This is a genomic window from Desulfobulbaceae bacterium DB1 (assembly GCA_001914235.1).
Lineage (GTDB): Bacteria > Desulfobacterota > Desulfobulbia > Desulfobulbales > SURF-16 > DB1.
Genome location: MQUF01000015.1, coordinates 26,044 through 39,312 on the forward strand (window position 1 = coordinate 26,044; position 13,269 = coordinate 39,312).

The window sequence follows — 13,269 nt, forward strand, 5'->3', positions numbered from 1 at the left end:
GTGGAAGATGTTCCGACGAAAGAGTCACTACCCCGCGGTTGTCGGTAACGGGGTGAGCAACCGAAAACCGCACAGCAAAACGGATCTCTATAAATTCAATGGCCTTTCATTTCACACTTGAATCCGTCCTGACTCTCAGGAAAAATATCGAGGAGCAGATCCAGCTCAAACTTGCCCGGGAACAGATGATTTTAAACGCTCATCAGCTCCGGCTTGAAGACCTGAAGAAGAAGCGGGCGGATCTGTGCTTGGTTATGGAAGAAAAGAAAAAGCAAACCCTGGCCGTCAAAATATTTCTCTTTTATATGGAGTCCATGCGAATTCAGGAGCTGCAGATTCATATACTGACAAATACCATTGCCGCCCAGCAACAGATTGTTGCCGGAGTGCGCACCGAGCTTGCCGAGGCCATGAAGCAGCGGAAGATTCTTGATGTGTTGAAGGAAAATGCTCTGCTGAAGTATCTGGATGAGACTCGCCGGAAAGAGCAAAATGAAAGTGACGAACAGGCACTGCTTCGTTACGGACGGGGTATTGTGCTATGAGAAAAATGACGAAGGTTCATACGTTTTTTGGGATGTTTCTGTTTCTTTTCTGCACGGTGGTGCAATGCGCCATCGCCGCCGACAGTCCGGTTGAGGTCAGCAGCCAGGAACTGGAAAAATCGCAATCCCTGCAGCAGCGGGAAGAAGCTGTCGTCCTCCGGGAAAAGGAGTTGGATGCGCGGCAGAAAGAGCTTGATTTGCTGGGGAGTGAGGTCGATGCCAAGCTGGAAGAGGTCGCTGCCATGCAAAAAGAGATCGAGGCAAAACTTGCCGAGATCAAAGCGGAGCAGGATGCGAGCTTTAAGAATTTGATCAAGGTTTACAGCACGATGAGCTCTTCAAAACTAGCGCCGCTGCTCAACCAGATGACGGATGGGGATGTGGAAAAAATCCTGCGGGCCATGAAGGCCGATCAGGTGGCCCAGGTCATCTCCAAGCTTGAAACGGAAAAAGCCGTCCGGGTCAGCAGGCTTCTGGGTCGCTTCGAATAGGTTTCTTTTCAATATACCCGTTGTATCCCCTTTCGTAAGGGCTTCGCCGTTTCTGTCGGTTTGCGGCGCTTCGCCCCGGTTGCCTGCGCTGGACAACCATCAGTTTCTCCCTCCTGCGGCAATTCTTTCCTAGTCGGCTTCCTTGTGAATCATTCCTTTTCTGGCGTGGCTTTCCTGCCTTTTCTGTTGCAAATACTTGATTTTATATTGTTTTTTCTGTCCTTTATGCGGATCCGTAAATATTTTTTCTTCTGGCATCGTGGTTGCATTTAAAGCCAACAAGCAAAGAAATTCTATCGAGGAGGTCGGTTCATGTCCATAATGATGAATCCGGTGCTGCCTGTTGCAGCACCTGAGTTGCCGGTGAAGATTGCGGGAAAAGAGGATAGCGGCGCGAGATCTTTTGCAAAGCATCTTGATCGACAGATTCAGGAAAAATATAACCGGGGCAAGGATAAGCTCGGGGCGGCGGCATCGAGACGGAATCAGCGTTCCTCGGAGAAAATGAAGGAAAGCGAAGCCGACGAAAAAACGGAACAGGCCGGTGCCGCGGGAAAGAAAAAAAGAGTGTCCCCGGAGCTTCCCGAGCTTCTCGGCAACGTAATGGATTATCTTACCCAGGTGGCTGAAACCAAGATTGACGCGCCCGGGGAGTGGAACCTGGAACTTGCCGATGGAGAAATGCTTCGGCAACTGGGCGCGGCGGCCGGCATGGACGAGGCAGATTTTTCCCGGTTCATGCAGCAGCTGGAAAATTCCGACTCTTCCTTCAGTCTCGTTGATTTTTTGAACGCATTAAACACGCACTTTGCTGAGATGGCAAAAGGTGATGCCTTTACCGTGCCGGAAACTGAATTTCCCATGCTGGAAGCCATTCTGACCAAAATGGGCATGCCGCGGGATGCCCTTGATGCAATCAGTGCCAAGGCGGTTACCGGTGATGGAAATATTGATTTGAATCTGCTGCTTCAGGCCCTTGAGGAAACCGGAACCCAAAATAATCTGCTGCCGGTGGAACTGTCGGACTGGGAGTCCGAACAGATGCAGAATCTTCTCGCCCTGGCCGGAGTTACCCTGGAAGAACAGAATGAGCTTTTGCCGGAGAGATTTCTCAATCAGGTTCTTGGTCAGGATGAGGCCGGCCGGCCTGTCACCCTGACGTTTGATAGATTGCAGAACATGCTGCGTGATGCACTGGCAAGTCTCCAGAACAGCCGGCCCAAAGTGGACCTGCCGGTTTTTCTGTCCGATCTGGAGCAGATCATGTCCCAGGCGAAATTTCAGAACCAGAGCGTCGGATGGACCCCGGTTGTCGAGGAATCGGTGAACACGGTTTTTCAGAAGTTGCAGGAACTGGTTGATTTCGCCCGGGTCAAGGTGGAGGAAAACAGTTTGGCGGAAGATCAGGCACTTGATGATGATATGGCCGACTGGTTCAAGTCCGTTGAGGAAAAATTCGCCGGGCAATCATTGCAGGACGAGACGGCAGATTTTGCCGGGAATCAATCAGGAGGGCAGGTGCTTGAGGAGATGACAACGGCCACGTCTTCATTGACTGAGCCGCATCAGCCTGTGACGAATTTCATCGTCGGTCGGAGTGCCGCGGACCCGGCCCAGGTGGTTGAAACCGCGCGCAATGAGAGTTTTGTTCGTACTCCTTCCCGGCAGTTGCAGCACCAGGTCTTTCAGCAGCTCAGCGACGGGGTGATCCGGGGGCTGCGCAGTCAGGAGCATCAGCTTGTCCTTCGTCTTTATCCGCAGGATCTGGGTGAGGTGAAGGTGAATCTGCTGGTGCGGGATGAGCATGTCTCGGTTTCCTTCAACATGGAAAACGCGCGGGTGAAGGAAATGCTGGAAAGCACCATGGAAGAGTTCAAGCAGAACCTGGATCAGAAGGGATTCAAGCTCGGTGAATGTTTTGTTTCCGTGGGGCAGCAGGGTGACGACGGTGCCCAGTGGCAGCGCTTTGAAATGGCGCGGCAGGCGGTGGAGTCGGCCAGGGCAACCCTTGCCGAAGTGCCGGAAAACGCCCTGTATCTGCAGGCGGATCCACAGCGTCGGGACGGGCGTGAGGGTGGAATCAGTCTCTTTGTTTAGGCGGTCCGGATTGCCCCGGTGAATGCAAGATGGAATATAAATTGTTTGTGAGGAGAGTATCATGACTGTACCGAGTGTGACAAACGGTCTTCCCTCGTATGAGGAAGAAAGCCTCTTCAAGCCGGTGGGAAAGAAAGAGCTGGATCAGTATGATTTCATGAACCTCTTTATCACCCAGCTGCAGCACCAGGATCCGATGAAACCGATGGACAGCTATGAGATGGCCTCCCAGCTTGCCCAGTTCAGCAATATGGAAGCCACCCTGAAGATGGCGGACAATATGGAGAAGCTGCTTGAATACCAGACGTCGCAGAATAATCTGCAGCTTCTTACCCTGCTTGACACCGAGGTGAAAGTGGCGGGCGATAGCCTGGCGGTTAATGACGGGACTCCGGGCGGCGGTGAATTCATCCTCGCGGAAAATGTCGATACCTGTGTGGTGGAGATTTACGACGCCGGCGGGCGACTGCAGAAATTGATCGACGTCGGTCCGTCGGAAGCGGGAAAATATGCCCTGGAATGGGACGGCACCGATATGCAGGGCGCAACGGTTGCCGACGGCGCCTATACGTACAAGGTAAAAGGATATAATGCCCTTGGCGAGCAGTCGGAAGTGGATTACCGGGTCAGCGGCACGGTAACCGGCATCACCTATGAGGACGGGGTCGCCATGTTGACCCTGGACAACCATGTGGCTGCCGCGGTCGGTGCCGTGGTCGGGGTTCTGTAAGCAGAATTTGTGTTCATAACATCCGGCCGGGCCGGTTTATAAGGAGGAATTATAATGGCGATTGCAAGTTCACTTTATTCAAGTATCAGCGGTATCAACACCATGGGGAACGCCATGTCCGTTCTCGGCGACAACGTGGCCAACGTCAACACCCTGGCCTTCAAATCCAGCCGCACCGTTTTCCAGGATGTGTTGTCCCAGTCGGTATCCACCGCATCGGGCGCCGATCAGGTGGGCCGCGGTGTAACGTTGAGCACGGTTGACGGCCTTTTTGCCCAGGGGTCTTTCCAGAGCTCTTCCATCGCCACGGACATGGCCATCGGCGGTCAGGGATTTTTCATGCTCCGCGCCGCGGCAAACGCCGAGGCGGACATGTATACCAGGGCCGGTGAGTTCCGTTTTGACCAGGAGGGTTTTCTCGTCAGTCCCATGGGTTATTTTGTCCAGGGCTGGGGTATTGACACTGCCACCGGCGAACGGGCGGGCACCATCGGCGACATGCGGATTGACAAAACCACGCCTCCGGTCGAGACCGAGATGGTCGAGGTTATTGCCAATCTCGATTCCCGCGAGGACAATGAGATCAACGAGGTGCGACTTTTTGACGCCTGGAACGGCACCAATGCCGCCGCGGTCAATCCAACCGCGCCCATTGACTCCAATAACTATGAATACACCAGCGCCATCAAGATTTACGATGCCAAGGGCGCCAGTCACGACATCTCCATTTATTACGACCGAACCACCAATGACAATGAATGGGAATATTTGATCACCTGCGATCCTTCCGAGGATCTCCGCTATCTCGACGAACGCGAGCAGACCATATACGCCCCGAATGAACGCTATAATTATGAAGAGCATAAGGGTGCGGGCGCGCTTATGTACGGCACCATCCAGTTTGACACATCGGGCAACATCCGGGAGATCTCAGCCTACCGCATACCGCCGGACGGCAAGGTGGACCCGGCCCTGGATGACAACAGGATCGTTTTGTCCAACACGGACAGTTACTACAGTTTCGAGGCCAACTTTACCGGCGCCACCACCAATCAGAGCGTGGAGATCAACCTCGGCGCCCAGTACAGCGGTTTGACCTCAACCACCCGGCAGACCCTGGTCAGTGAGCTGGGGGCGGTGAACAGCAATCTCACCGGCGCGGGGTACATCACCAGTCAGACTTACTGGCGTGACGTCTATGATGTCAACGGCCTGCAACTGCAGGGGGACGGCGGCGCCGGCACCAGCGACACCATCTTTATTGAAGGCTATACCAATGATGGGACCTTGACCAACATGACCTATAATGTCAATACCGACGAAAAGGTGCAGGTTTTTCTTGATGCGGTAAGCGCCGCCTTCAACTGTTCCGCGTCCATTGACGCCTACGGCCGCCTCAAGTTGACCGATCTCACCGGCGGCAACAGCGGCTTGAATATCACCAATGTTGACGTGGACGGCTCCATCGCCGGCCCGGCCACCGAAGATGATGCCAATCCCTTCGGTGAAAGCACGGTAAACGGCGATACGGTCATCAATATCACCACTTCGAAACAGAAAATTTATTCCCCGGGTCAGGGCCTGAGCGCCGGCGGCACGGTACCGGTCGTCACCGCCAATACCCCCTGGACCCAGGTTTATGACAGCGACGGCGACGTCATCGCCAATGGGACTGTTTTCACCTTTAACGGCTTTGCCAGCGAGGGCACGCCGGTGGTGAACGCAACCTACACCGTTGACTCAGTCATCACCGCCACCAATACCGGCACGGTACAGGAGCTGCTTGATTGGCTGGAGACGACTTTCAACGCGGATGCGGAGATTGATTTCGCCGGCCGCATCGTGCTGACCGACCGGATGGCCGACGAGGCGGAAACCGGCGGTTACACGAGCCAGCTTGCCATCAGCGATATGGCGACTTCCGGCGCCTCCGACCCGTGGGGGGCCGACGGTGCCACCGACTTCCTCACCCTTGCGGCAGACACCAGCGGCGAGGACGGCAGCATGCAGGGTGGGGTCGTCAGCGCCGAATTTTCCCCGGAGGCGCTGGCCACCACCCAGTACGCCAACAGTTCCACCACCATCTTTCAGGATCAGAACGGTTATGCCTCCGGCTTTCTGCAGGCTGTCTCGGTTGACACGGAAGGGGTCATCACCGGCCATTATTCAAACGGTCAGGTGCTCAAAAAGGCCCAGGTGGCGCTGGCCAACTTTGCCAGCCTGGAAGGCCTTTTCAAGAAAGGCGGCAATATTTTCACGGAAACCACCGAATCCGGCGCGCCGGTCACCGGCACCCCCGGCACCAACGGTCTCGGCACCATTGCCCCCAATGCCCTGGAGATGTCAAACGTCGATATCGGCACCGAGTTTGTCAACCTGATCACGGTGCAAAGGGGATTTCAGGCCAATACCAAGATCGTTACCACCACGGACGAGATGATCTCCGATGTTATCAATATGAAGAGATAGTGAATGATTGGGGATTGGGGATTTTAGATAGCGGATTGAAACAGCGGGCAGCCCTGTTCGTTTAATCCGCAATCGGCAATCCCAAATCCGCAATCAGAAGATTTTGTCAAAGGCGGCAAAGGCGGCCTGTATCACCGGGACGTCTTCGCCAAGGGTGAGATAGGAGCCGCCGGTGATCTCCCGTTTGATGAGATCGTCGCTTGAAGGGAAAATGCCGCCGAGCGGCAGGTCGCATTCGCTCACCGCCTGCCGTATTTTGGCATCAAGCTCGGCGGTCATCGGCTGCGGCGCCCGGTTGACGATAAGATATTTGCTTTTCACCTCAAGCCCGAGGGGGCCGGTGATCTCGGCAATGCGCCGGGCGGTGAGGATGCCCCGGGCGGACGGGTCGGAGATGATGAGCAGATAGTCGATGACCCGCAGATTAAGCCTGCTCAGATGTTCCATGCCCGCTTCGTTGTCCACCAGGATATAGCGGTAATTGGCGGCCAGATGATCCATGGTCATGGCCAGGTACTGGTTGGCGGAGCAGTAGCAGCCCGGCCCGTCCGGCTGCCCCATGACCAGCAGATCAAAGCCGTTTTCTTCGACAATAGCCTGCTGGATTTTCATTTCCATGAACTGATCGCGGGTCATGCCCGGCGGCAGGTCGCCTTTCAGGTCTTTCCGTATGCGGCCGATGGTCGTGCCGACTTTGAGTTCCAGCAGTTCATTCAAGTTGGCGTTGGCGTCGGCGTCCACCGCCAGAATCGGCGTCAGTCCTCTGGCCAGCAGATATTTGATCAGCAGGGCCGAGGTGGTGGTCTTGCCGGTACCACCTTTTCCCGCCATGGCGATTACTTTCGGGGTCATGGGTCTTTTCTCCCTTTCTCTTTTCATGGTTTGTTTCCGCTTCCCTTTTCACCGTAAACTGGAAAGCGGAAACCGTCAACATGAGCAAAATAAAAAATCATTCTCCTTCTTTTTGTGTCATTAAACCCTTGCAAGTTGGGGCTGAATTGGTATTCTGTCTGGTTTGATGCTGCAGGCTGAACAGGAATACACAATAAAGATGGAGAGCGAACCATGGACTACCGGGCCACCCTGAATCTGCCCACGACGAATTTTAAAATGAAGGCCAACCTTGCACAAAAGGAGCCTGAATTACTGAAAGTCTGGGAAAAGGACGAGCTTTACAAGCAGGTGCAGAGGGCCACCGAGGGCAGGCCGGTCTATCTGCTGCATGACGGCCCGCCCTATGCCAACGGTTTTATCCATCTCGGCACCGCCTTCAACAAGGTTCTGAAGGACATTGTTCTCAAATCCAAACGGATGGCCGGTTATCACTGTCCGTATATTCCCGGCTGGGACTGCCATGGGCTGCCCATTGAGCTCAATGTGGACAAGGAGCTGGGGACCAAGAAGAAAGATATCCCCGTCCTTGCCTTCCGGGGCGCCTGCCGGAAATACGCCCAGAAATGGATCGACAAGCAGAAGGCCGATTTCAGACGGCTCGGTGTGCTGGGCGACTGGGATAATCCCTATCTTACCATTGATTTCAAATATGAGGCGTCCATTGCCAGGGAGTTCAATCGTTTTCTTGCCAACGGTTCGGTTACCCGCAGCAAGAAACCGGTTTACTGGTGTTCTTCCTGCGTCACCGCCCTGGCCGAGGCCGAGGTGGAATATGAGGATCATTCCTCGCCGTCGATTTATGTCAAGTTCCCCCTTGATGAAGACCTGGGAGATGTGATACCCGAGCTTGCCGGGAAAAAGGTTTTTGCCGTCATCTGGACCACCACTCCCTGGACGCTGCCCGCCAATCTGGCCATCGCCTTTCATCCGCAGTTCACCTATGCCGCGGTCAAGGTGGGCGACGAGGTGCTGCTCATGGCGGAGGGGCTGGTGGAGCAGGCCTGCGGGAAATGCGGCATCACCGACTATGCGATCGTCACCACCTTTTCCGCATCCCTGCTGGAGGGCAGGAAATGTAAGCATCCCTTCCTGGAAAGGGAATCGATTATGGTGCTGGCTGATTACGTCACCCTGGAAACCGGTACCGGTTGCGTTCATACCGCACCGGGACACGGCCGGGAGGATTATCTCACCGGTATCCGTTATGGTCTGCCGGTGCTTTCTCCGGTGGATAATTTCGGCAGATTTACCGATGAGGCGGGCCCCTATGCCGGCATGAACATCATGGAGGCGAATCCACGGATCTGCGCCGACCTGCTGGAAAGCGGGTTTCTTCTTGGAAAGGGTGAGCTTTCCCACAGTTATCCCCACTGCTGGCGGTGCAAGAAGCCGGTTATTTTTCGCGCCACCGAGCAGTGGTTCATCGGCATGGAAAATAATGATCTGCGCAGCAAGGCACTGGCGGCCATCAGAAAAGTGAAGTGGACCCCTTCCTGGGGCATGGAGCGGATTTACGGCATGGTCGAGGGGCGGCCGGACTGGTGCCTTTCCCGCCAGCGCACCTGGGGCGTGCCCATCACGGCGATCATGTGCGCGCAGTGCGGCGAGATCATGAATGATGATGAGGTGAACAGTCGGATAGATGCACTTTTTCTCAAGGAAGGGGCGGATGCATGGTTTTCCCATGAGCTGGCGGATTTCATCGGCAGTGATCGCAAGTGCCCGCAATGCGGCGGCAGCGAATTTGCCAAGGAAACCGACATTCTTGATGTCTGGTTCGATTCCGGCGTGAGTTATGCGGCGGTGCTCGAGCAACGCGGACTGCCGGTTCCCGCCGACCTCTATCTTGAAGGCAGCGATCAGCACCGCGGTTGGTTTCAGAGTTCGCTCCTCGCCTCGGTCGGCACTCGGGGGGGGGCGCCTTACAAGGGGGTGTTGACCCACGGTTTCGTGGTGGACGGCCAGGGCCGGAAGATGTCGAAAAGTATCGGCAACGTCATTGCGCCGGGGGAGATCATCAAGGAGTATGGGGCAGATATCCTGCGTCTCTGGGTGTCTTCGGAGGATTACCGGGATGATATCAAGATTTCCAATGAGATTCTCCGCCGTCTTGCCGAGGCCTATCGGAAAATTCGCAACACGATTCGCTACATGCTGGGCAATGTCGGCGACTTCGACCCGCGGCGCGACGCGGTCGCCTTGTCCGCCATGCCGGAAATCGACCGCTGGGCCCTGTCCCGTTTTGAGCTGGTGAAGCGCCGGGTGATGATGGGCTACGAAAATTTTGAGTTTCATACGGTTTTTCATACCCTGTATCAGTTCTGCACCGTTACCTTGAGTGCCTTTTACCTCGATATCCTGAAAGACCGGCTCTATACCGAACATGTTTCCTCGGTGGAGCGGCGTTCGGCCCAGACCGTGATTTACGAAATGCTGGACGGCCTGGTGCGGCTGATGAGTCCGGTGCTTTCCTTTACCGCGGCCGAGGTATGGGAGTATCTGCCGGAGACTGTCCAGCGGGAAAAAAATGTGTTTCTCGCCGATTTTCCCCGGCTGAATGATGAAAATTACGATGACGGCCTGAATCGGGTTTGGGACAGGCTGCAGGACGTGCGGGCCGAGATCACCAAGGTGCTTGAGCTTGCCAGGCGTGACAAGGTGATAGGCCACTCCCTGGAAGCGGAGGTGTGGGTCGGCGTGTCCGGCGAACTCGCGGAATTCCTGGCGGATAAGTGGTCGACCCTGGAGATGATCTGCATCGTTTCCCGGATGCACCGGACGGATGACGTACCGGAGGGTGCCGTTGTCAGTGAGGAGCTGCCCGGGATGGCCGTGCTGGTCAAATCCGCTGCGTCGGAAAAATGTGAACGCTGCTGGATGCGCAGCGAGACGGTGGGCAAAAACAGCGATCATCCGACCATCTGCGGTCGCTGCGCCGCAGTGGTCAGCCGCATTGACGGGTAGGTGGTGATGCAAAGCAGAAAGCCGCTTTCTTTTTTTTGGCTCATTGTTCTGGCTCTGCTGGTTGTTGTCGCGGACCAGTATACCAAGTGGCTTGTCATGTCCCGTTTCAGCCTGTATGAGACGATAAGCGTTCTGCCCGGTTTTTTTAACCTGACCTATCTGCATAATACCGGGGCTGCCTTTGGTCTGCTCGCCAATGCCGATCCGGCCTGGCGGGTTTATTTTTTTGTCGGTATCGCCTGCGGCGCCCTGGTTTTCGTCCTGTACGCCTTTCAGCAGTACCGGCGCAGGGGCTTGCTGTATCTCTTTGTTTTCTCGTTTATCGGCGGCGGGGCGGCAGGTAATCTCATTGACCGGGTCCGTTTCGGCTCGGTGGTGGATTTTCTCGATTTTTATGTCGGCGCCTATCATTGGCCGGCCTTTAATGTGGCGGATTCCGCTATTGTCGTCGGGGTTGGCCTTTTTTTGCTGGCCGGTTTTTTTGACAGGGACGGAGAAAGGGATTGAGAAAATATTTCAGGTTTCGCTTTTTTTATCTGCAACCCGCACGTGAAACAATGAATTAATAAGTCAGGAAGGATTGGAACAATGACTACAAGAATCAATGACCCTGCGAAAACAGCCTTTCTTTTTCCCGGTCAGGGCTCCCAGTTTGTCGGCATGGGAAAGGATTTCCTCGAGCGGAGCAGCGGCGCGCGTGATCTGCTGGCCATGGCCGAGCGGGTAAGCGGTATTCCCCTTGGCAACCTCTGTTTGAACGGGCCCATGGAAGAGCTGACCCGAACGCTTCATCTGCAGCCGGCCATGACCGTGCTTAATTTGATCTGTTTGCACGCCTTGCGGGAAAAAGGGATTGATGCCGCCTTTTTTGCCGGTCACAGCCTGGGAGAATATTCCGCCCTGGCGGCGACCGGGGTGCTGAGTCCGGAAGACACCATGACACTTGTCACGGAACGCGGCAGATTGATGGAACGGGAAAGCGGGCTGCATCCGGGGGCCATGAGCGCCATCCTCAAGCTCTCCATCGATCAGGTTGCCGGAATTGTGGAAGAAGCGGCGGGCAAGGGCGTGGTGGTGGCGGCCAATCATAACTCCGAGCAGCAGATTGTCATTTCCGGCGACCAGGCCGGGGTTGCGGCTGCCTCGGCCCTGGCTGCGGAAAGGGGTGGGCGGGCCATTGCCCTGCCGGTGAGCGGCGCCTGGCACAGTCCGTTGGTGGCGGATGCCGTGCCGGATTTTGAAAAGGCCATGGCCGGGATCGTTTTCAATGAACCCACCGGCACCATTCTGTTTAATGTCACTGCTGCTCCGGCGGCAAATCCGCACGCTATCCGTTCCATCATGAGCCGCCAGATCGCTTCCATGGTCAAGTGGTATGACACCGTCATGGCCATGCTGGAAGGGGGGGTGACGACATTCGTTGAGGTGGGTCCGAAAAATGTGCTGACCGGTCTGCTGAAAAAGATATTGCCCAAGGATCATGGATGCAGTTGCCTGCAGGTGGAGGATTCCGCTTCCCTGCAGGCCTGTGTCGACAGCCTGCGGGGAAAAGAGGCGCATTAATCGCTTGACAATCGTTTCATATCCAATTATTTTTCCCCGTTTACGTGTCATATCTGCCGATTTCGCTGCGGCTGAAATCGTATATTTTAGGAAAATAGCTCCATGTTTGAAAATCTTTCGGACCGCTTGCATAAAGTCTTTAAAGACTTGCGTGGACACGGCAAACTGAATGAAACCAATATTCAGGATGCCATGCGCGAGGTGCGCATGGCCCTGCTTGAGGCCGATGTCAACTTCAATGTGGTGAAAGAGTTTGTCGCGGCCGTCGGTGACAAGGCTGTGGGGCATGAGGTTCTGGAGAGCCTTTCTCCGGGACAGCAGGTTGTCAAAATAGTTAATGAGGAATTGATCGCCCTGCTGGGCGGCTCGACTTCTCACCTGGACCTGAAAGGCAAAACTCCGGCCGTTATCATGATGGTCGGTCTGCAGGGATCCGGAAAGACAACCTCCTCCGGGAAACTTGCCAAGCTTTTAAAGAAGCAGGGAAGGCGCCCCTATCTGGTCCCGGCCGACGTTTACCGACCCGCCGCCATCGAGCAGTTGCATGTTTTGGGCCGGGCCATCGGTGTGCCGGTGCATCCGTCCCAGACCGATCAAAATCCGGTAACCATCTGCCGCAATGCGGTAATGGTCGCCATGAACAGCAATTATGACACCCTGCTGATCGATACCGCCGGTCGCCTCCACATCGATCAGGGGTTGATGGCGGAACTGGCCGATATCAAGGACGCGGTAACTCCGGCCGAGATACTTTTTGTGGCTGATGCCATGACCGGCCAGGATGCGGTGACTGTTGCCGATAAGTTCAACAAGGATCTTGCCATCAGCGGCGTCATCCTGACGAAAATGGAAGGTGACGCCAGGGGCGGCGCGGCTCTGTCCATCGCGAAAGTGGCGCAACGGCCGATAAAGTTTATCGGCACCGGTGAAGATCTTGATGCGCTTGAGATATTTCATCCTGATCGAATGGCTTCGCGGATTCTCGGCATGGGTGATGTTCTCACCCTGATTGAAAAGGCCGAAGAGGTTGTTGACAGGAAAAAGGCAGACACCCTTGCCAAGAAAATTCGGAAAAGCACCTTCAGCCTGGAGGATTTTCTCGATCAGATTCAGCAGATCAAGAAAATGGGCACCCTGGAGCAGATCATGGGCATGATCCCCGGCCTGAGCCGGATGCGGCAATTGAAGGATATGCCGAAGCCCGACGAGAAGGAGTTGGGCAAGGTGGAGGCGATTATCCGTTCAATGACCGCCGAGGAACGGCAGAAGTATCTGATCATCAATGCCAGCCGCAGGACCCGTATTGCCAAGGGCAGCGGGACAACGGTGCAGGATGTCAATAAAGTCATCAAAAGCTACAGTGAAATGCTGAAGATGATGAAAAAGATGCAGGGCAAATTCAGCGGGGTCCCGCTCGCGGATGGGAAAAAACGGAGGAAGAAGCCGAAAGGTTTGTTCCGTTAATAATATATTGTAGAGAATACTCGTCAATTCATGATCCCGGCGCATGCCGGCA

10 protein-coding genes are annotated in these 13,269 nt (G+C 55.2%); 9 read left to right on the forward strand and 1 reads right to left on the reverse strand.

What is annotated here, in order from left to right:
* The first annotated feature begins 98 nt into the window (after window positions 1-98).
* The 5 genes from BM485_13385 to BM485_13405 all read left to right on the forward strand — a co-directional run bounded on the left by BM485_13385 (window position 99) and on the right by BM485_13405 (window position 6,332).
* Complete coding sequence (locus tag BM485_13385) at window positions 99-545, forward strand: flagellar export protein FliJ (protein ID OKY74445.1); 447 nt, start codon at window positions 99-101, stop codon at window positions 543-545.
* A complete protein-coding gene (locus BM485_13390) occupies window positions 542-1,036 on the forward strand; it encodes a hypothetical protein (protein ID OKY74446.1) in 495 nt (164 codons plus the stop codon). The genes BM485_13385 and BM485_13390 overlap by 4 nt, the downstream gene beginning before the upstream one ends.
* Window positions 1,037-1,348: 312 nt before the next feature.
* Entirely contained in the window at window positions 1,349-3,133 is a 1,785-nt protein-coding gene (locus BM485_13395; protein ID OKY74447.1) for a hypothetical protein, read from the forward strand.
* Window positions 3,134-3,194: 61 nt separating this feature from the next.
* Window positions 3,195-3,863, forward strand: coding sequence for a hypothetical protein (locus BM485_13400; GenBank protein OKY74448.1), 669 nt, complete (start codon window positions 3,195-3,197; stop codon window positions 3,861-3,863).
* Window positions 3,864-3,917: 54 nt separating this feature from the next.
* A complete protein-coding gene (locus tag BM485_13405; protein OKY74449.1) occupies window positions 3,918-6,332 on the forward strand; it encodes a hypothetical protein in 2,415 nt (804 codons plus the stop codon).
* Between the two features lie 93 nt (window positions 6,333-6,425).
* Here BM485_13405 and BM485_13410 read toward each other — a convergent pair whose 3' ends face one another.
* Window positions 6,426-7,184, reverse strand: coding sequence for a carbon monoxide dehydrogenase (locus BM485_13410; protein ID OKY74509.1), 759 nt, complete (start codon window positions 7,182-7,184; stop codon window positions 6,426-6,428).
* A 213-nt stretch (window positions 7,185-7,397) separates the two neighbouring features.
* Here BM485_13410 and BM485_13415 point away from each other — a divergent pair, with 213 nt between their 5' ends.
* The 4 genes from BM485_13415 (at window position 7,398) to BM485_13430 (ending at window position 13,217) form a co-directional block, all read left to right on the forward strand.
* Window positions 7,398-10,190 (forward strand): isoleucine--tRNA ligase, encoded by a 2,793-nt coding sequence (locus BM485_13415; GenBank protein ID OKY74450.1) that lies wholly within the window; start codon window positions 7,398-7,400, stop codon window positions 10,188-10,190.
* Window positions 10,191-10,196: 6 nt separating this feature from the next.
* A complete protein-coding gene (locus BM485_13420) occupies window positions 10,197-10,697 on the forward strand; it encodes a signal peptidase II (GenBank protein OKY74451.1) in 501 nt (166 codons plus the stop codon).
* Window positions 10,698-10,778: 81 nt separating this feature from the next.
* A complete protein-coding gene (locus BM485_13425; protein ID OKY74452.1) occupies window positions 10,779-11,753 on the forward strand; it encodes a [acyl-carrier-protein] S-malonyltransferase in 975 nt (324 codons plus the stop codon).
* Window positions 11,754-11,855: 102 nt separating this feature from the next.
* On the forward strand, window positions 11,856-13,217 hold the full coding sequence (locus BM485_13430; GenBank protein ID OKY74453.1) for a signal recognition particle protein: 1,362 nt from the start codon (window positions 11,856-11,858) through the stop codon (window positions 13,215-13,217).
* Window positions 13,218-13,269 lie beyond the last annotated feature (52 nt).